Source organism: Neobacillus fumarioli NBRC 102428 (assembly GCF_001591485.1).
Taxonomy (GTDB): domain Bacteria; phylum Bacillota; class Bacilli; order Bacillales; family Cytobacillaceae; genus Neobacillus; species Neobacillus fumarioli.
The window spans coordinates 1-19,217 of the sequence record NZ_BCUZ01000048.1; the positions used below are offsets into that span (position 1 = coordinate 1).

The following is a 19,217-nucleotide window of genomic DNA, read 5'->3' on the forward strand; positions in this document are numbered from 1 at the left end:
AAAATCTGTATTCCTCATATCTGCAGCAATCAAATATGCTCCCCTAAAATTTGTCGCCCTTAAATCTTTCCCTCTTAATATTTTGCCAATCCAATCGGCTCTTTCATGATTATAATCCTTGGCATTTTTAGTGCCAGGTAACTTTGCAATTAAGCTTTCTCTGATATATAGGCTGGCTTTTTCGCAAGCAATTTGTTTAGTGGAAATCTGTATATCACTAGATTAAGTGATAATAATTGTTCAGCATCAAGTTTTGTTAAGTTCTGCAATTCTTTTAACCGAACACGCAATTGATCAGAGAAAGCATAGGGAATGTCATACAACAAAGCCTCAGCTGTGTATGCAATCGTTTCATATATTTGTTCCATAATCTGAAACACTTGCAACATTTTCTGTCTAATTTCGGAATTTTCTCGCCAACTTTGACCTTTAAACGTGACTTGAGAAACGACTTGACCAGCTCCTAAACAGTCAAATACTGTACAGCCTTTAAAACCCTTCTTTCGCAGATTACTGTGAATTTGACAACCATAATCAGTTTGTAAATGAACACAAGGGGTACCTGCTGGTTTGTTAATTGGAAAATCACTCGATGCTACAATATTTAGCGCTGTACAGCAAAGGCCAAAGCATTTCGTACAATCAGCTGTTAAACTTTCTCTAATATTTTTGGCTGTTTCTTTATCCATTTTTATACCCGCTTTCTTTAGTTGAATTTATTATACAAGATTCCTAAACAATCTGGCCCTTTTATGGAACAAAAAGTAATCAGGACTCTTTGACTAGGCTTAGGTAGTGAGGAAGAGGTGGTACAAAGGGAGGGATATTCCAATCAAGGGGATTGGTGCATTAACCTGAAAAAAGCCGGGTAGTTCAAGTTCCAATCAAGGGAATTGGTGCATGAACCCGAAAAAAAACGAGTAGTTCAAGTTCCAATCAAGGGAATTGGCGTATGAAGCCGAAAAAAAAACAAGTAGTTCAAGTTCCAATCAAGGGTATTGGCGCATGAAGCCGAAAAAAACCGGGTAGTTCAAGTTCCAATCAAGGGAATTGGCGCATGAAGCCGAAAAAAACCGAGTAGTTCAAGTTCCAATCAAGGGGATTGGTACATGAACATGTAAAAAATCGTATTGTTTAAGTTCCAATCAAATGTATTGGAACTCGAACCTGCATGATCGATTTCCTACATCTACCAATTATGTTTTCCCGCCTAAAACAAACACTATAAAAAAATAGGGGGAATATGGATGAAAAGAATTTGGTGCATTCTTAGTTTGCTGCTGTTATGGATACCGCAAGTTGCATACGGAGCCGCTTCCAATCAGGCCATTCACTGGGGATTTAAGAAAGCTGCAAATGAGCAGCCTGCGGAGGCAGGGGCAGAATATGATCAGCTTCTTGCAAAATACGGAGCCGTATACAAAGGAGATCCGAGCTCCAAAACTTTATATCTCACCTTTGACAGCGGTTATGAAAACGGCAATATGCCAAAGATCCTGAAAGTTTTAAAAAAGGAAAAAGTTCCTGCCACTTTTTTTGTCACTGGCCATTTCTTAGAATCTCAGCCGGAATTGTCAAAGCAAATTGTAAAAGAAGGTCATATCATCGGAAACCATTCTTGGCATCATCCTGATTTTACCGGAGAAAGTGATGCGGAAATCCGTGAAGAGCTAAAAAAAGTGAAAGACAGAACGAAAGAATTGACCGGCCAGAAAACGATGAAATACTTGCGCCCACCACGCGGAACTTTCAGTGAAAGAACCTTGAAAATTGCGAAAGAAGAAGGATATACGCATGTGTTTTGGTCGCTTGCCTATGTCGATTGGAATGTCAACCAGCAAAAAGGCGCTCAATACGCCTACGATAATATAATGAAACAAATCCATCCCGGCTGCATTTTGCTCTTACACTCTGTATCCAAAGATAATGCCGATGCCCTCGAGAAAGTTATAAAAGACCTGAAAAAGAAAGGCTATCAATTTAAAAGCCTTGATGCCTTAAAATAAGTCGAATTTCGTTTGAAATTCGGCTTTTTCCTATTTTTCGTGCTATAATCGGGGAAAATGAAAAAGGATGAAGAACCTTTGTGGCAAGAGATCATTCAAATTGATGGTCCGTATCATTTTGAAAGTGTGTTAAAAAGGCATCAAATGGATCCTTTAAAGCAAGTAGACTTGGATAAGCGATCCATCCGTGTGCCGGTGGTGTTAAGGAACGGGAACTCGTATGTGGTGGATGTATCTGCAATAGGAAACATCACCAAGCCGGTATTTGTTATATCAGGTGAACATGAAACCGCCCAAAAAGAACTCATTGAAAGAGTGGCAGAAATTTTTCAATGGAATATTTCCTTAAAGGAAATCCATGAGCATTTTCAAAAAACAAACCTGAAAGAGATTTTTGAACAATTGATCGGTACCCCATTGATCCTGGACTTTGACTTGTTTGGATGTTTGGTTAAAAGCATTATCCACCAACAAATCAATATGACGTTTGCTTATACTTTAACGGAGCAATTTGTAAAAACATTTAGCTATGAGGTGGATGGTGTTGGGTTTTATCCACAACCGGAAACAGTAGCAAACCTTACCATCGAACAATTACGGGAACTGAAGTTTAGCGGCCGGAAAGCGGAATATGTAATCGGAGTTGCCAAAGAAATTGTGGAAAAAGGATTAGAGATGGATCAGTTAAAACATCTATCTGATGAGGAAATTTTTAATAGATTGATGAAAATTCGGGGTGTAGGAAAATGGACGGTGGAGAATTTCCTTCTTTTTGGTCTTGGACGCCCTAACCTGTTTCCTATGGCGGATATTGGTATTCAAAATGCGATCAAACGGCTTTACAACCTTGAAAAAAAGCCTACCTATGAAGAAATGGAACAATATAGGAAAGACTGGGACCCTTATTTAAGTTATGCATCCTTGTATTTATGGAGAAGTTTGGAGTGACTCTCGTGAAAACAGAACAACGTATCAAAATTCAACCTAAGCAGACCTTCCCACTGACAATCAAACGCCTTGGGATTAATGGGGAAGGGGTTGGCTATTTTAAAAAGCAAGTAGTCTTTGTACCAGGCGCTCTCCCCGGGGAAGAAGTGGTGGTAGAAGCAACAAAAATTCATCCTAAATTTGCCGAAGCCAAGATCAAGAAAATCCGTCGTCCATCACCGTACCGAGTTAAGCCGATCTGTCCGGTGTATGCACAATGCGGCGGCTGCCAACTTCAGCACCTCCAATATGATCAGCAGCTCAAGGAAAAACGCGATATTGTCATTCAAGCACTTGAGCGTCACACAAAACTGCCAGTCGGCCAACTAGACATTCGAGAAACAATCGGCATGGAAGACCCTTGGGGCTACCGCAATAAAAGCAGTTTTCAAGTCGGTGAAAAAGACGGCAAAGTGTTGGCTGGTTTGTATGGCCTAAATTCCCATCGGCTTATTCATATTGACCAATGTGCTGTCCAGCATTCACAAACAAATGAAGCTACTGCCATTGTGAGACAGATTTTAGAGGAACTGCAGATCCCTATATATCATGAAAAAACAAGAAAAGGCATCATCCGCACCATCGTTACCCGTGTCGGCGTCCAAACGGGGGAATTGCAAGTGGTCCTGATTACATCGCAAAAAGAACTGCCGAAAAAGGAGCTACTCATCGCTGAGATTCAGAAACGACTTCCCAATGTGAAATCGATTGTGCAAAACATTAACGGTGAAAAGACTTCGCTTATTTTTGGAGAGGAAACGTTAAAGCTTGCCGGTGAAGAGTATATTCAAGAAAAATTGGGTGACTTGCAATTCGAGCTTTCTGCGCGAACTTTCTTCCAATTGAATCCAGTGCAGACCGTCAAACTTTATAATGAAGTGAAAAAAGCAGCACAGCTTACCGGTAAAGAAAAAGTGGTCGATGCTTACTGCGGTGTTGGCACAATTGGATTATGGCTGGCAGACCAGGCGGCAGAAGTCCGCGGCATGGACGTCATCCCCGAATCGATTGAAGACGCCAAGAAAAATGCCAAACGCCACGGCTTTACCAATACAAAATATGTCCCAGGAAAAGCGGAAGAAGTACTCCCGAAATGGGTGAAAAAAGGCTGGCAACCAGACGTCATCGTCGTCGACCCGCCCAGAACTGGCCTTGACCGCCAGCTCATCCAGACGATCTTACAAGTAACACCAGCAAAACTTATCTACGTGTCCTGCAACCCGTCCACATTAGCCAAGGATATTCAAGACTTAAGTTCGAAATATGAAGTGAGTTATATTCAGCCGGTTGATATGTTTCCGCAGACTGCGCATGTGGAGTGCTGTTCACTACTCATTAGAAAAGATTAGATGAGGCACGACCTTGATGCGAAAATGGCTCCTCCGGGTTATCGGGGGAGCCATTTGAATCGTATCTGGATAAGCAGCATAGGCGATGCATCAGTTATTAACCGCTTGTTGTGCGTTCTTTCGCCTTGCCCAAGCTGCCTTCATGCGATTACTGTGCATCTCAGTCTCTAAGCTTCAAAAGAGGCGTTTCAAATCCGTACGGGCATCATCCCACATATAATGACGTTCATCTTCAGCGACAACAAAGTCAACGTATTTCTCCTGAAACCAATGAATTGCTTCCAACGCACGAGTTGCTGAACGGTCGATCCGATTCGGGCTGCTTACAATAACTGCCGCAATAGCTTTGCTCTCAACATCGTATTGCAATGAACGAAGTGCTGGTTTTTGCCGAGTTTCCCCACCAACCCCTTGCTCTTTGTAGATCCTAACATGAATGTCATCGCCATATTTCTTCTTGGCGACGGCAAGGCATTCACTCACTTGATTGTCGATGGATTTGATGGCGGCTGGTGTTTTAGAACTTACCCGTGTGTAGATTGCGATTGTTTTTGTCGTCATAAAGACCACATCCTTTCGAATTTTGTTACCCCAATCCTACAGCGGGGACTTTGAAAAAGTCCAAAATTACAAGTCCGCTTTCGGAGAGGAGTTTTTACCGCAACGACTGGTGCCGTTGTCGTTGGAATCATGGTATAGAATAGGGACTTCAAAAGTCCAAAATTAGGAGTAGGAATTTTTCGTTCTGTTGTAATTTGAAATTTCGAAGTGGCGGCCACCCAGGACACGGCGAATCTGATCCCCTTCTGCGTGCATTTGACGATCATGTTGGCCTGAACAGGAACGTATCAATGGATATTTCAATAGAAGATATGTTCTCTCGTAAAACTGGGAATATCGTTCCAAGACTTTGTATGATGTCATCATCTTTTGATAGGAGATGGTGTGAATGGAAAACTTCTCGATAATATGGTCTCTGGTAAGGGACAATCCACCGGAGTGGACGTTATTGGTTCGTAAGGATCAGGATGGTCGTTATGACCTCGACCCAGACATGTTTCAAGAGCTTTCCGAAGAAGAGCAAATTGCTCTTTTGGAAACAGAACGTGATCTGCAAGAGTATGCGGCTTCCGTGGGATATCGCTTCAAACACAAAGTCATTTGGTGCTCGTTACCCGGAGACTGGAAGATAAAGCGCAACTTCGAAAAAGTCACTGTCGAAACGGTTGGCGAAGACTGGAGTCACAAATTGTTTGGGGATATGGACGACCTCGTGCAAGCGTTTGTTCGGTCCAGGTCGGATGTCTTACAGCTTTATGAGGTTCACGATTTGTCCTTTGAGGGTGCTGGAAGTAAACGAATCCCGCAGCAGGGGCGTAAAGAAAATACAGAGTAGTATGTACCCCGCTTAATGACGGGGTTGCTCATTTTGAGCCTTTTGAAACGCCCGGCCTACGAAGGCGATAACTTCTGGATCCTGCCGCCTAAGATAGTCGATGATGATCATCTCAATGGTCGCCGCCTCGGAAGAGCCCACTGCCAGAACACCGAGCGCTGTGGCAGCGTATTGACTGATGGTGAGGTTACGCCGAACGTTTCCACCACGGGCGTCTTTATGCGGAATTTGGTCTGCGGTCGCTTCCTGTTTCAACCGTTCCATTTTAGCCGTCTTGCGACTTTCTTCACGGCGCTGCGCTGCGCATTTTCGACACATCCCAGGTGCTGTTGCGTGTGGATATTGGGCATCTTTGCGCCGAAACCAGTGTTGACCGTGAGTACAGTAGAACTGTTCGTCTTCAGCTTGTTGACCGTGCTCAGAATCATTGATGACTGTATGTTCCTGTAGCGACGTTGTACTTTCGTGCTCCTGTGCGCCGTCCACTAAGCGATTTTCTCCCGTCTGTTCCATAGTGGCATCCCACCTCTCCGTGTATTTCCCCGTTTTTTCGAGGCTGACTCGAGCGTAGGTAAAGTTTCTGCACAATTGCAAGTATCGTGGAGGTGTCCCGTTCAGTTTTTGCGGCAAGATGTTCCGCAGGTCCATCGCTCAGAGAGGTCGCAACGCTACAATGGCAACAAGAGGTGGTCAATGATGAGGATACTTAGGCGGTTTATGTCAAAAAAGAGACAGGTTCCGGAACTGCCACCGATAAGAAACGCACGGAAGATTGTGATGGGTGGAGAGGTGTCTACGTTCGTCCGATGAGAGTGGTGGTGGAACCCGCACGTCGACAAAGTACAGCCAAACTGCGTCCAAATGAGGGTAAAGAGTTGAACATGTTTTTCAGCCAAAATACGAATTCGAAAACCAACCCCCCCTTTTAGGGACGGATAGGGGAAATGTGGGTAGTAGGAGAAAATCGGGGATATTAAGAGGTGTTACGGGGTAAATCGCCGCCAACCAGTTCTTGCAATGACTCATGGTATTTAATCGTCCGTAATCGGCTTTCGACAAGGAACCTATCATCGTCTAAAAAGAAACGTATCAGTAGGCTGAAAATCGCTCCGAATGAAGCGTGCATCCATAGTGGAGGGGCACCGGATCAGTAAAAGTTGCCGCCACCATCGGGTGAAGGGGAGTTGCCAGAGATCTACAAGGACCACAAGACATGTGATGTATGCGGGAATGCCCCGCCCCGCATTAGAACCAGATGTCCACGATTTCGCAACTGAAATCCCCCGAAGTCAGTGAGGGAATTAGACGATACATTTCTGCCTCGCTTTTCACCACAATGAACTCCATTGCTCCCCAAAGCACTTCGATACGATATGGTGCAGATTCGTTTTGTTTCCTGCAACGCCAGTATTGTCAATCAGTACATAATCGCCGGGTGCTAATTGGCGAAGCAGCCGGGATTGCCCAAATGCACATATCTCCGTATCAGTAACATGCAAGCCGAGTTTCTCCACTGCATGTTTCAGCATGTCCATCTTGCCTTGGCCCATATGTGTCACCGCCTCTCTTTTTTGTAGATAACACAGTATGTAAAGATGCACAGGCGTGTCAAGTCACAGTTACGCCAACGAACGAATGTGTTTGAATGTGTTCGAAACAGGCAGGAATCGGGAGGGAAACGCCCGTTTTGTCAGGACGTATAGTTTGAGGCGATGATGGGGTTGCACGATCTGTAAGGGTGCGTCGGTCTACAAAGGTTGCAGAACAACAAGGAGATCATATGCCATTATGTAGGCGGGCCGAACCCGCATTGGATCGACAGTGCGTCAGCAGACTTTTGCTCCTTGCGATTTGGAATCAGTCGGGGTGACGGCCAGGATCCGATGGTGGGCAAATGGATACATTTTCCGAATCTGCTGCGGTGTAAAAATTATTTGCAACAACTGAAACCAAAGGACAGGCGTCCATGTTTTTTCAGTGACCGTCATCAGTACGGCCTGAAAGCTGTATTGATCAGGGAGCTTGGTCAGGGCATATTTGCGGGTTTTGGATCTACCCAAACCTTTTTGATGCGAATGATTCCCGACCACCTTTATCACCTCCATGTCCCGTAGTTCTTTAACCGCAGCGGCAAGGTAATCGTGCGATAGCTTTGTGAGCTGTTCCATCCGTCCTGTTCCAAAGAAGAAATGCCCTCCTGTTATCCGCTGCTGATAAAGAGCTGCCAGGAGAAGTCGTTGTGTTGCCAAGTTGTCCGTTTGTGACCGGATCCAGTGTACGTCGGTTGCGGTAAAGTCGACGGACATGTTCAGCCCGCCGCTGAAACGGTGCTCCCACACATACGTTGCGATGCGCTCCACATCCCGCAGGTGATGAAACCAAGACGTGCGGATGTTCTCCCTGTGTTCTTGGTACTGCCGTTGCGACCACCGTACCAAGATATCAAGCAATTCATCGTAAGTGTCGGGTTTTAAGTGGTTAATCGCATACGCCGCTGCCCGCAGTGTCGTGCTGTGGCGGGTTCCTCTAGCCTCGATGCCGACCTTGAACGCTACCTCCGTGGCCTGTGCGGACCATGACTCGTCCAGGTGCGTCTTTCGCTTTCTAGGCCTCGTCGCCATTTCCTCAGGAACAAAATTGTCCAACAGCGTGCGATCCATCGGGCGAATACGTAGGTAGTAGTTATACGGATCCGTCACCGGGATGAGCGTAAGAGGGTCTACAAAGGTGGCGAACCTCTTGCTTCCCCAGTGTATTCCGAGCGGGAGTTTGACCGCTCTCTTTAACGGAAGGCACTCGACTAAAACGCCATCCATAGGAACATCTGGATGGTTTACAAGATAGGAATACAGGTTTTTCACCTTGGTGTTCGGGATCAGCGAATTGGAATACAGGATGACGTGATACCCTTTTGAACCGCTTCCGGTTACGTGCGGGGTCAGATTGTGGCGCATCAGCACACGGACGAGCGCACGAGTGGTCCGCTTGGCTCGGGTTTCGGCAACGGATGCACGTTCGCCGTATTGTGCTACTGCGTCCACGTCCAGCACGATCACTTTTGTTCGCCAGTTTCCTTTTGCTTTCACACCGATTGTATATTCGCCGAGGAAGTGTTCTTTCAAACGGTCGGTGGTCAGAAGGTTTGAATACCAGGGCCAGCCGTTTGACTCTTTGGTAATAGTGACCCACTCTGCTTTATTTTCCAGGTGTTCCATCAAGGTCCATTCGGTGCGGTTCGGCGCATACAGTGAAAGAGTCTTTTGAATGATAGCGTTCAGTAAGCTGGTTCCCCCGAAGAGGCGGGTGTATATTTCAGAAAGTTTCTCCGGGCGCTCCGTCCATGGGTCCATTCTTCGGTCTGGAAACATCTCTTGTTCTGCTGCGATCCTGTCTTCTGATTTTCGGATTCGCTTCATTTGTTGTTGGGGCAAGAGCAAGTCACGGTGAGACCGAAGATGAGCACCGGAAATGCGGCTGAAGGTGCGCTGGCAAATGGCACACCGAAACGATGGGTCTTGGAGTTTTGGCAAGAATTTGTCTTCAAAGTCCTTTTTCGTTGGAAGTTCCTGATACATGATATCGCCTCCTCATTGCTTGATGACCACATCATAGGGAAGGTCACCGTCATAAAGCAAGAATTAGGGAGTGGGAAAGATAAAAGAGTCTCATTTTGTTTCTTTGTCATATAAGAACGTTTGTTGGATAAGCGGTACACTGGCTGCTACAATTGCACTCCAGCCTTGTAATGACGGGAGTTTCGGGGGGTAACATCGTGACTGAAAAATGTATTGGGAGAAATGCCGCAAATAGGAGTGGGGAAGATAACCTGAAATACCTTCCCTGTATTGAGACTCCGAGTGGAACAATCACATGCTTCTGGCACTGAGGATGCAGAAAGACTCCCGCTGTCGTCAAGTCCGAGCCACCAATCGTCTTCGATGCGGGCTTACAGACCGACGCAGCACTTGGATAATACGGGGCACCTGTGACGGTGCCTCATATTTGGTAGTGTTCTTTGTACCAATCAGAAATGCATGCCATGCTGCGTGATCATCAGAACCTACAGACGCTGCTATCATATGTTGGCTCTGCCCGGCCAACAAAAGCATATCATGTGGTGCATACGTATTTGATCGAAGTGTTGGAACACATCCGCTCGTCACACATGGGGCTATCTTTAATGACGGCATGAAGATCATCATTCTAATGCTCCGAAACTTTTGGTGGCAGGGTACATCCTAGAACTTTGATTGCAACGTGACAACCGGCGGGTACGCCAATGCGTCGAACCATGTTTCAAAGCCATGGGTTGTTGGTCAAGATGGGCTCGCACACTGTTGACGATTCCTTCTGTCGCCCACAGTTGGGGTCATGTCTCACCTTTAGTGGGTTTGCTCCCAAAAGAAACGGCCTCGTGTGGACAACAGCCGGCAGAGCGACGGCGAAGTATTCCTAAAGGTCGGTCGGGGTGTCACGTTTTTTCTATTGAACATTCTCATAGCCTGTAGTAAAATGGAAGGTAGCAATTTGTGCGGTATCTTTCATTGGAGGGAAAATTGCAATGTCGACACCATATCACTCCAAACTTTGGGCGCACCTCTTGACAATGCGTGCTGCAGCCGATGACTTTGATAGAATCACTCGATCTGTGGCGAATGCGAGGGTGGACGTGAACCCGCATCAAATTGATGCAGCCCTTTTTGCGTTGCGATCGCCTTTATCACAAGGGGCTATCCTCGCCGATGAGGTAGGACTTGGCAAGACGATTGAAGCAGGTCTGGTGTTGTCACAACTTTGGGCGGAGCGCCGCCGAAAGCTGATTGTGGTTGTCCCAGCTACACTTCGCAAGCAGTGGGCGATGGAGTTGGAGGAGAAATTCCATCTGCCGTCCGTCATCCTGGAAGCGAAGTCTTTTAACAGCCTGTTGCGCCAAGGTGTTTCGAACCCATTTGATCTGCGCAATCAGGTGGTGATTTGCTCGTATCACTTTGCGGCCGCAAAGTCGGAATTGATATCACAGGTCTCCTGGGATCTTGCGGTTCTCGACGAAGCGCACCGCCTGCGGAACGTATACAAGTCGACAAACAAATTGGCAAAGAACATCCAGGCAACCTTGGCTCGTACCAAAAAGCTTCTGCTTACGGCTACCCCACTGCAAAATAGTCTGATGGAGCTTTATGGGCTTGTTAGTATCGTGGATACGAACGTTTTTGGAGATGACAAATCATTTCAAGCCCAGTTTGCGAGACAATCGTCTGAAGAGCGGAATCGGTTACTGCGAGAAAGGTTGGCCCCTATTTGCACTCGAACCCTGCGCAAACAAGTTCTGGAGTATATCCGGTACACGAACAGGATCCCAATCACACAGGAGTTTACCCCAAGTGATGATGAACACCGGCTCTATGAAGAGGTAACGGAATACCTTCGTCGAGAGGTCCTCTTGGCATTGCCAGCGAGTCAACGTAGCCTGATGACGCTCGTATTGCGCAAGCTGCTTGCGTCATCGACTTTTGCGATTGCGGGAACGCTTCGTGGTCTCATCCGACGCCTGGAAAACCTTCAACCGATCAACGTGGAAGAGGTGGCAGATGACTACGAGGGTGTGGATGAACTGGAAGATGAATGGGATGACACAACGGAGGAAGAACGTGTTGATCCGCAACTTCTGGCGGAGGAGTTATCGCTTTTACGACGATACGCTGATTTGGCAGAAAGCATCCGGAACAATGCGAAGGGCGATGCGCTTCTCACTGTGCTGGACAAAGCGATGGATAAGGCAAAATCCCTTGGTGCGAGGGAGAAAGCGGTCATCTTTACAGAATCTCGACGTACCCAGCAATATCTATTCCAACTCCTGACGGATAACGGCTATGAAGGCAAAATCGTACTCTTCAACGGAATGAACAACGATCCCCTTTCGACAAACATATACCAAGAGTGGTTAAAGCGACACGAGGGTGAATCCGTCATCACCGGGTCCCGGAGTGCAGACATTCGTGCGGCACTCATCGAGGAATTTCGGGATAGAGCGACGATCCTCATCGCCACAGAGTCGGCCGCTGAAGGTGTGAATCTCCAGTTCTGTTCGTTAATCGTCAATTACGACCTGCCGTGGAACCCGCAGCGTGTTGAACAGCGAATTGGCCGTTGTCACCGGTACGGACAGAAACACGATGTGGTCGTTGTAAACTTTTTGAACAAGAGAAACGAAGCCGATCAAAGGGTATACGAATTATTGGCGGAAAAATTCCAGTTGTTTAGTGGGATTTTTGGCGCCAGCGATGAAGTCCTTGGAGCACTGGAATCTGGTGTCGATCTCGAAAAGAGAATTGCCCAGGTGTACCAGGAGTGCCGGACCGTCGAGGAAATCAATGCCGCCTTCGATGCCCTGCAAAAGGAATTGGAGTCGTCGATTGAAAGCCGTTTGACTGAAACTCGGCGGGCGCTACTGGACAATTTTGATGAAGATGTACATGCCCGGCTCAAGGTGTATGAGGGTCAAGCGACCGAACGGTTGTCGGAACAGCAACAATACCTGCTGTCACTTGCGAAAGTAGAACTAGCAGAAGATGCGTTGTTCGATGAAACTGCACCCCGGTTCAGGTACTCTGGAAATGATGCGCCATCTGGGATGTATCACCTTGACTGGAAAGCCGCAGAGGCAAATGGCGACAACTTCTTTCGGATCGACCATCCATTGGCCCAAGCCCTTGTTGAGCGGGCCGTTACGAGAGAGCTGCCATCCGCTGAACTGGTCATTCGTTACCCTGACTATGAAGGCCTAATCAGCACCGTACAAGCGTTAAAGGGCAAATCAGGGTGGCTTCAAGTCGCCGAATTGGCGGTCGAATCGCTTGAGTTTGAAGAGTTTCTCGTATTCTCGGGGGTTACTGATGACGGAGAAATTGTGGACGAAGAGACCTGTTTGAAACTCTTTAAGCCACAGGCCATGGTGAGAGAAGTAGTTCCAACGCAAAAACCACCGGCTTTGGTCGAGCAAATCGAAGCGAAAATCGTCAAGGAGAAGCTGCATTTTGTCGAGGAGAAGAACGGGCGATTCTTTGATGAGGAAGTTGCCAAGCTGGACCGATGGGCGGATGATTTGAAGTTTGGATTGGAACAGGAAATTAAAGACCTCGACAAGCAAATTCGGGATTTGCGTCGTGCTTCCACCACTGCGATCTCTCTCGCAGATAAACTGGCGGCGCAAAAGGCGCAACGTGACATAGAAACCCAGCGAAATAAGAAGCGGCGGGAATTATACGAAGCACAAGACGCCATTGATGCGAAGCGTAACGAGCTCATCGAAAACATCGAGCGTCAATTGAAACAGACTCATTGTTTGAAACCTTTGTTTACCGTTCGCTGGACGGTTGTATGAATTGGGAAGGGGAGAAGGCAACGTGGACAGGCTTCCACTCACATCTAAAGACGTGTTGGCTGAAAAGATTGCACGTATCCGTGAAGAGTTTCCAGAGGTATTTTCGGAGGGCAAAATTGATTTTGAGCGTTTGAAGATGGCACTTGGGGAGTTTGTCGACAACGGGCGTGAACGCTACGGGCTGTCTTGGGCTGGCAAGAGCGAGGCAATCCGAAACATCCAGACCCCGAGCGTCGGGACTTTATTGCCTGTTCCAGAGGAATCTGTGAACTTTGATACCAGTGAGAACCTCATCATTGAGGGAGATAACCTCGAGGTCTTAAAGCTACTTCAGAAGTCCTACCACGGAAAGATTAAGATGATATACATAGACCCGCCGTACAACACCGGGAATGAGTTCATTTACCCGGACAATTTCCGTGAGGGATTGGAGGACTACCTACGGTACTCCGGACAGGTTGATGGGGATGGCATCAAGCTCACAACGAATACGGAAACAGATGGCCGCTTTCACTCGAAGTGGCTCAACATGATGTATCCGAGGCTGTTTTTAGCGAGGAATCTACTGAGGGACGACGGAATTATATTCGTTTCGATAGATGATCATGAAGTACGAAATCTCACAACAATGATGATGGAGATTTTTGGTGAGGAAAATTTTGTAGGACAATTCGTCGTTCAATTGAACCCACGAGGAAGGCATTTGGATAGATTCATCGCACGAACCCATGAATATGTCGTCGTTTTTGCTCGTGACATCACCCAGGATGCCATGTATGAGTTTGAGAAAGATGAACGGATGGCTAGTGAATACAACAAAGAGGATGAAATTGGAGGAAAGTATAGAGAACTCGAACTACGTAATCGCAATCCCGCATTCAATCGGACGACTCGTCCCAATCTTTATTACCCGTTTTATGTAGATCCGAATACGGGGAATGTCTCGTTGTCTTATGATTCTATTCATACTGTAGAAGTGTTCCCGAAAAACTCGATAGGTGAAGACAGTTGTTGGACATGGGGAAAAGATAAAGCTGAGCGAGAACGTAGTCTCCTTGTTGGAAGAATGGTGGCGGACGGCGGGTGGAGAATCTATCGAAAGGATTATCTCATCAAAGGCGACGGGCAAACGGCGACAACCATGCCGAAATCAGTGTGGATAGATAAGGAAATTAACAATGACTACGGGAAAAAGGCCATTCAAGAACTTTTTGGAGAAAATGTGTTTGATTTTCCAAAGTCTCCAGACCTACTTGAAAAGCTCGTTCGGCTTGGCTCAAAGCCTGGTGACATTGTTTTAGATTTTTTTGCTGGCTCGGGTGTGACTGCCGATGCCGTACTTCGAATAAACGCTGCTGAAAACTCGAACAGGAAATTCATTTTGGTTCAGTTACCGGAACCAACGCAGAATGTACAATTCAAAACTATTGCGGACATCACGAAGGAACGGGTTCGGCGCTTGATTTCAAAGCTGAACGAAGAACAAAGTCAGGGGCTCCTACTTGAGGATGTCCGCTGCCAAGACCGAGGATTCCGGGTATTCAAGCTTACATCCAGCAACTTTAAGATTTGGGATGCATCACAGGCATCCAAGAACGCTGGAGAACTCGCCGAACAATTAAGACTCTTTACGGACAACGTGAAACCCGATCGAAGTCAGAAGGACATTCTATGGGAAATCATTCTGAAATCCGGTTTACCTCTCACTGCCTCTATCGATACCATAAGCGCTGGAGGACGTACGGTATATACTATAGCTGGTGGAGCGCTTTTGATATGTTTGGAAGACGACCTGACGATGGACCACATCCGTAGCATGATAAATTTTGGACCCCATAGCGTGGTTTGTTTGGATTCAGCTTTTCATGGCAATGACAACCTGAAAACCAACACCAAACTTCTCATGGAATCGCACGGTATCGAATTCCACACGGTGTAAGGAGGTGGCGTCATGAAAATACAATTTGAACGAAATCAACAATATCAATTGGACGCCATCCAATCCGTGGTTGACATTTTTGACGGCCAGCCGCAGGCTGCGGGACAATTTGAGATACGCCTTGATGCCGGATTTGGCGGTCTCATGACGGAGCTTGGATTTGGCAACGAACTCTTGATTGACTGGAATACGATTGCGAGCAACGTGAAGCGGATCCAAACAAGAAATGGGATCAGTCAAGCGGAAATCTATGATGGCATGGACTTCTCCCTTGAAATGGAGACGGGAACCGGCAAAACATACGTCTACCTTCGTACAATCCATGAACTGCACGCCAAGTACGGTTTCACGAAATTCATCATTGTGGTGCCAAGCGTGGCAATTCGTGAAGGTGTCATGAAAAACCTTGAGATCACCCGAGAGCACTTTGAAGACATCTATGGCAGGCACCCTTTCGATTACTGGGTATACGATTCAAAGCGGGTCTCGTCGCTGCGCCAGTTTGCGACATCCAACCAACTACAGATTCTTGTCATCAATATCGATGCTTTCAACAAGAAGACGAACAATGTCATTCACCGGGAGAATGACCGTCTGTCCGGGCATAAACCCATTGAGTTCATCCAAAGCACCCGGCCCATCGTCATTTTGGATGAGCCACAAAATATGGAGAGCACCCAGGCAAAGGAGGCCATCGCTAGTCTGAATCCGCTTTGCACGCTTCGATACAGTGCAACGCATCGAAAAATGTATAACCTTTTGTATCGCCTTGGCCCTGTGAAGGCATACGAAATGAAGCTGGTCAAGCGGATTGAAGTGGATTCTGTGATTGATGATCCGGACTTTAACCGCCCTTTCATTCGTCTCGAGTCCATTACGCCGACCAAAACGAAGATCACTGCAAAACTGACGATGGATGTACAGGGAGAAAACGGCCCGTCTCGAAAAACGGTCAGTGTCAGTCGAAATGGAACGGATTTGTTTGACGTATCGAATGGCCGTGCGGCCTACCAGGGATATATTGTGGATCACATCGACGCAGGGAACGGGTACATTGCCTTCACGAATGGAATCACCATTTACGTGGGGCAGGCCATCGGCGCACACCAGTATGATGTCATGAAAGTGCAGATACAAGAGACGGTCAAAGAGCATCTGGAAAAAGAGCTAAGGATTTACAAAGAGTTTCCCGAAGGCAAGCGTCTGAAGGTACTTTCGCTTTTTTTCATAGATCGGGTGGCTAACTATGCCGATGAAGACGGCAAGATTCGAAAATGGTTTGAGGAAGCATACACAGAACTGGCTCGAAACCCGAGATATTCTGTACTGGGACTGCCACCTGTCGAGAAAGTGCATAATGGTTACTTTGCTACCGATAGGAAAGGCAACGCAAAGGATACGTCAGGGAATACCCAGGCGGATGATGAGGCGTATGAACTCATCATGAAAGACAAGGAGCGCCTTCTTTCGAGGGAAGAGCCTCTTCGGTTTATTTTCAGCCATTCCGCTTTGCGTGAAGGATGGGACAACCCGAATGTGTTTCAGATTTGTACGCTCAATGAAACCAAATCCGAGATCAAAAAGAGGCAGGAAATCGGTCGAGGCCTTCGTCTTCCGGTGGACGAAACAGGGCAACGCATCATGGATCATCCCATCAATCGCCTTACGGTGATCGCAAACGAGAGCTATGATGATTTTGCACTCTCGTTGCAAACGGAGATCGAAGAGGAGACAGGCGACCAATTCCCGAAACCGGACAACAAGCGGGAGCGTCGTACCGTACGCCGTCGTGCAGACCTGCGTGATAACACAGATTTCGTTGAACTTTGGAATCGCATCAAACACAAGACTCGGTACTCCGTTGAATACGACACGAAGGAACTCATTGAAAAGGCAGCGTTAGCAGTCAAGAAAATGTCGGCGATCAGCACGCCTTCCATACATGCTGTAAAGAGCGGAATTGACATTACGGAGCAAGGGGTCACCACGAAGATGCTTGGTGTTCGGCAGCAATCGGTTACTTCTAGCAGTGAAGTTCCGGATCTGATTGGGTATATCCAGCGACAAACGGAGTTGACACGTGGCACAATTGCGGAAATTCTGATTCAATCCGGGCGACTCAGCGATGTATTTGTGAATCCACAGCAGTTTCTTGATTTTGCAACTCGTGCCATTCGTGAGACGTTGCAACGTCTGATGATTGAAGGCATAAGGTATGAGCTGACGGGCCAGGACTATGAGATGCTCAAGAAATTCAAGGAAGACGACGATGGGTTCGAAGAGGAATTAAGCCTGTATGAGAGCCGAATCGTGAGAGTGAATAAATCGGTATACGATCACATTGAGGTTGACTCGAACGTTGAGCTTGAATTTGCAAAGGCCCTGGATACGAGGGAGGATATCCGTTTCTTCGTCAAGCTACCGGGCTGGTTCAAGGTCGATACGCCAGTCGGCTCGTACAACCCTGACTGGGCTATTGTAAAGCGGTCAGAGGACGATAGCGCCAAGTTGTATTTGGTTCGTGAGACCAAGGGCTCGACTTATCTTGGCGATCTCCGGGACAGCGAACAGGCGAAGATCAAGTGTGGTGAAGCCCATTTTGGTACTCTCAACGTCGATTATCGTGTTGTGAAGAGCGCTCAGGAGGTTTGACGTTCGGGTCACATTTGTCAACTCTCTCGGATATTGAAGCGAATGGCGCTTTTACCGTGGGATGGATGGAAGAATTTCGTGAAGGCAACGGACTTTTGTGAAACCGAGATTTCGTTAGGGGGACACATATGCCACTGGATCTTTCTGATACCCTAGTTGTTGGGGTTTCGTCAACAGCTCTCTATGACTTGGAAGAGATAGACAAGCTTTTTAGAGAATTATCGGCTTCGGACCGGGATTCCGCCATGGAGATCTATCGGCAGAAAATGTTCGAGAAAGAGGATGTACCGTTAGAGCATGGTGCGGCGCATCCGCTTGTACGTGCGTTGTTGAAACTAAATAAGTACCAAAAATCAGGTGAGCCTCCGCTTGTTGAAGTTGTCGTCATGTCGAGGAACAGTCCTGAAACCGGACTTCGAGTTCTAAACAGCATTCGTAACGATGGACTAAATATCACTCGTTCCGCTTTTACAGCGGGAGAGTCGGTTGTTGACTATCTGGAGGCTTTTGATGTCGACCTCTTTTTAACCACTAATGTTGAGGATGCACAGAGGGTAATTGATAGCCGTGCATGTGCTGCTGCTGTTTTATCAAAGTTGCCCACGGATGTGGACAAATTATCTGACGAGCAAGTGCGAATCGCCTTTGATGGAGATGCTGTTCTGTTCGACGAGGAAAGTGAAATTGTATATAGGACGAGGGGAATTAAGATCTTCCACACATTGGAAGATGAATTAAGAGACATTCCGCTAAGAGAGGGGCCTTATGCAGTCCTACTTAAAAAACTGGCCAGGTTACAGGAACGACTGCCCGGTCGTATTGAATATTCGCCTGTACGTATTGCACTCGTGACGGCTCGCAATAGCCCTGCTGAGATTCGTGTAATTAAGACGCTGCGTCACTGGGGTGTATATGTAGACTCATGTTTCTTTCTTGGAGGTGTCGAGAAGACAAAGGTACTGAGAGCTTTTCGGCCGCACATCTTTTTTGATCCACTTGATTACGCTCGATGGCGCAATCAACACGCTTGAAGGCCAGAGGGACAAGTTCGGTTTGTACGCATGGCTGTATGAAGAAGAAAGCCAGCGTACCTCCAGCCGAATCAAAGCAGTGCTGAAACAAAAAGCCATCAACGGCGAATTCAAGGGATCTCGTCCACCTTACGGTTATCGTGTTGAGAACAAACAACTTGTTCCTCGAGATGATGATACGGTGGAGGCGGTTCGGCTTATTTTCCGTTTGTATTTGGAGGGCAAAGGCGTTGAAGCAATTGCGAAAGAGATGGATCGGCAGGGATATCCAACACCTGGACAGGTAGCTGGGTTCAGGAATGCTGGGCGTTATTGGCAGGGCTCATCCGTCAAGGAGATTCTGTCGAATCCACACTACGTCGGCGACTTGGTTCAGGGCAGAACAGAGATTAGAAGCGTCACGGACAAGACCCGTGACGAAGTACCGGAATCCGAATGGATTGTGATCGAAAATGCACATGAAGCTTAATTTAAAG

At 47.0% G+C, this 19,217-nt stretch carries 16 protein-coding genes; 9 read left to right on the forward strand and 7 right to left on the reverse strand.

Annotation, left to right across the window (positions count from 1 at the left end; genetic code table 11):
• Together BFU02S_RS17675 and BFU02S_RS09125 are read right to left on the reverse strand one after the other, a co-directional pair.
• A partial coding sequence (locus tag BFU02S_RS17675) for a pentapeptide repeat-containing protein (protein ID WP_369690662.1) occupies window positions 1-213 on the reverse strand: 213 nt, incomplete at its 3' end.
• The gene (locus tag BFU02S_RS09125) at window positions 150-689 is read right to left on the reverse strand and encodes a hypothetical protein (protein ID WP_066369487.1); all 540 of its coding nucleotides are present in this window, start codon (window positions 687-689) and stop codon (window positions 150-152) included. The genes BFU02S_RS09125 and BFU02S_RS17675, both read right to left, overlap by 64 nt.
• 558 nt (window positions 690-1,247) lie before the next feature.
• Between BFU02S_RS09125 and pdaA the strand changes: the two genes are divergently transcribed.
• The 3 genes from pdaA to rlmD all read left to right on the forward strand — a co-directional run bounded on the left by pdaA (window position 1,248) and on the right by rlmD (window position 4,342).
• A complete protein-coding gene (gene pdaA / locus BFU02S_RS09130; protein WP_066369491.1) occupies window positions 1,248-2,006 on the forward strand; it encodes a delta-lactam-biosynthetic de-N-acetylase in 759 nt (252 codons plus the stop codon).
• A gap of 78 nt (window positions 2,007-2,084) precedes the next feature.
• Window positions 2,085-2,954: a DNA-3-methyladenine glycosylase family protein gene (locus BFU02S_RS09135; protein WP_235842022.1), complete on the forward strand. Its 870-nt coding sequence runs from the start codon at window positions 2,085-2,087 to the stop codon at window positions 2,952-2,954.
• 5 nt (window positions 2,955-2,959) lie between these two features.
• Window positions 2,960-4,342 carry a 23S rRNA (uracil(1939)-C(5))-methyltransferase RlmD gene (gene rlmD / locus BFU02S_RS09140; protein ID WP_066369528.1) on the forward strand — a complete coding sequence of 461 codons (1,383 nt, stop codon included), beginning with the start codon at window positions 2,960-2,962 and terminating at the stop codon, window positions 4,340-4,342.
• A 174-nt stretch (window positions 4,343-4,516) separates the two neighbouring features.
• Here the strand turns inward: rlmD and BFU02S_RS09145 are convergent, their stop codons facing one another.
• Window positions 4,517-4,903 (reverse strand): recombinase family protein, encoded by a 387-nt coding sequence (locus BFU02S_RS09145; protein ID WP_066369498.1) that lies wholly within the window; start codon window positions 4,901-4,903, stop codon window positions 4,517-4,519.
• A gap of 388 nt (window positions 4,904-5,291) precedes the next feature.
• Between BFU02S_RS09145 and BFU02S_RS09155 the strand changes: the two genes are divergently transcribed.
• The gene (locus BFU02S_RS09155; RefSeq protein WP_066369505.1) at window positions 5,292-5,738 is read left to right on the forward strand and encodes a hypothetical protein; all 447 of its coding nucleotides are present in this window, start codon (window positions 5,292-5,294) and stop codon (window positions 5,736-5,738) included.
• Between the two features lie 12 nt (window positions 5,739-5,750).
• Here the strand turns inward: BFU02S_RS09155 and BFU02S_RS09160 are convergent, their stop codons facing one another.
• From BFU02S_RS09160 to BFU02S_RS16710, 4 genes are all read right to left on the reverse strand, one after another.
• The gene (locus BFU02S_RS09160) at window positions 5,751-6,251 is read right to left on the reverse strand and encodes a hypothetical protein (protein ID WP_066369507.1); all 501 of its coding nucleotides are present in this window, start codon (window positions 6,249-6,251) and stop codon (window positions 5,751-5,753) included.
• Between the two features lie 815 nt (window positions 6,252-7,066).
• Window positions 7,067-7,288 carry a hypothetical protein gene (locus tag BFU02S_RS09165; protein ID WP_066369509.1) on the reverse strand — a complete coding sequence of 74 codons (222 nt, stop codon included), beginning with the start codon at window positions 7,286-7,288 and terminating at the stop codon, window positions 7,067-7,069.
• A gap of 276 nt (window positions 7,289-7,564) precedes the next feature.
• Complete coding sequence (locus tag BFU02S_RS09170; RefSeq protein WP_066369513.1) at window positions 7,565-9,313, reverse strand: hypothetical protein; 1,749 nt, start codon at window positions 9,311-9,313, stop codon at window positions 7,565-7,567.
• Between the two features lie 336 nt (window positions 9,314-9,649).
• Window positions 9,650-9,940, reverse strand: a complete 291-nt coding sequence (locus BFU02S_RS16710; RefSeq protein ID WP_157075888.1) for a hypothetical protein — start codon at window positions 9,938-9,940, stop codon at window positions 9,650-9,652.
• A 467-nt stretch (window positions 9,941-10,407) separates the two neighbouring features.
• Between BFU02S_RS16710 and BFU02S_RS09175 the strand changes: the two genes are divergently transcribed.
• The 5 genes from BFU02S_RS09175 (at window position 10,408) to BFU02S_RS09195 (ending at window position 19,210) form a co-directional block, all read left to right on the forward strand.
• Window positions 10,408-13,119: an SNF2-related protein gene (locus BFU02S_RS09175; protein ID WP_235842023.1), complete on the forward strand. Its 2,712-nt coding sequence runs from the start codon at window positions 10,408-10,410 to the stop codon at window positions 13,117-13,119.
• 22 nt (window positions 13,120-13,141) lie between these two features.
• Window positions 13,142-15,058, forward strand: coding sequence for a site-specific DNA-methyltransferase (locus BFU02S_RS09180; protein ID WP_066369520.1), 1,917 nt, complete (start codon window positions 13,142-13,144; stop codon window positions 15,056-15,058).
• 12 nt (window positions 15,059-15,070) lie between these two features.
• Window positions 15,071-17,710 carry a restriction endonuclease gene (locus tag BFU02S_RS09185; protein WP_066369521.1) on the forward strand — a complete coding sequence of 880 codons (2,640 nt, stop codon included), beginning with the start codon at window positions 15,071-15,073 and terminating at the stop codon, window positions 17,708-17,710.
• Window positions 17,711-17,838: 128 nt separating this feature from the next.
• Complete coding sequence (locus BFU02S_RS09190; protein ID WP_066369523.1) at window positions 17,839-18,741, forward strand: 5'-nucleotidase; 903 nt, start codon at window positions 17,839-17,841, stop codon at window positions 18,739-18,741.
• A gap of 22 nt (window positions 18,742-18,763) precedes the next feature.
• A complete protein-coding gene (locus BFU02S_RS09195) occupies window positions 18,764-19,210 on the forward strand; it encodes a recombinase family protein (protein WP_066369524.1) in 447 nt (148 codons plus the stop codon).
• Window positions 19,211-19,217: the final 7 nt, after the last annotated feature.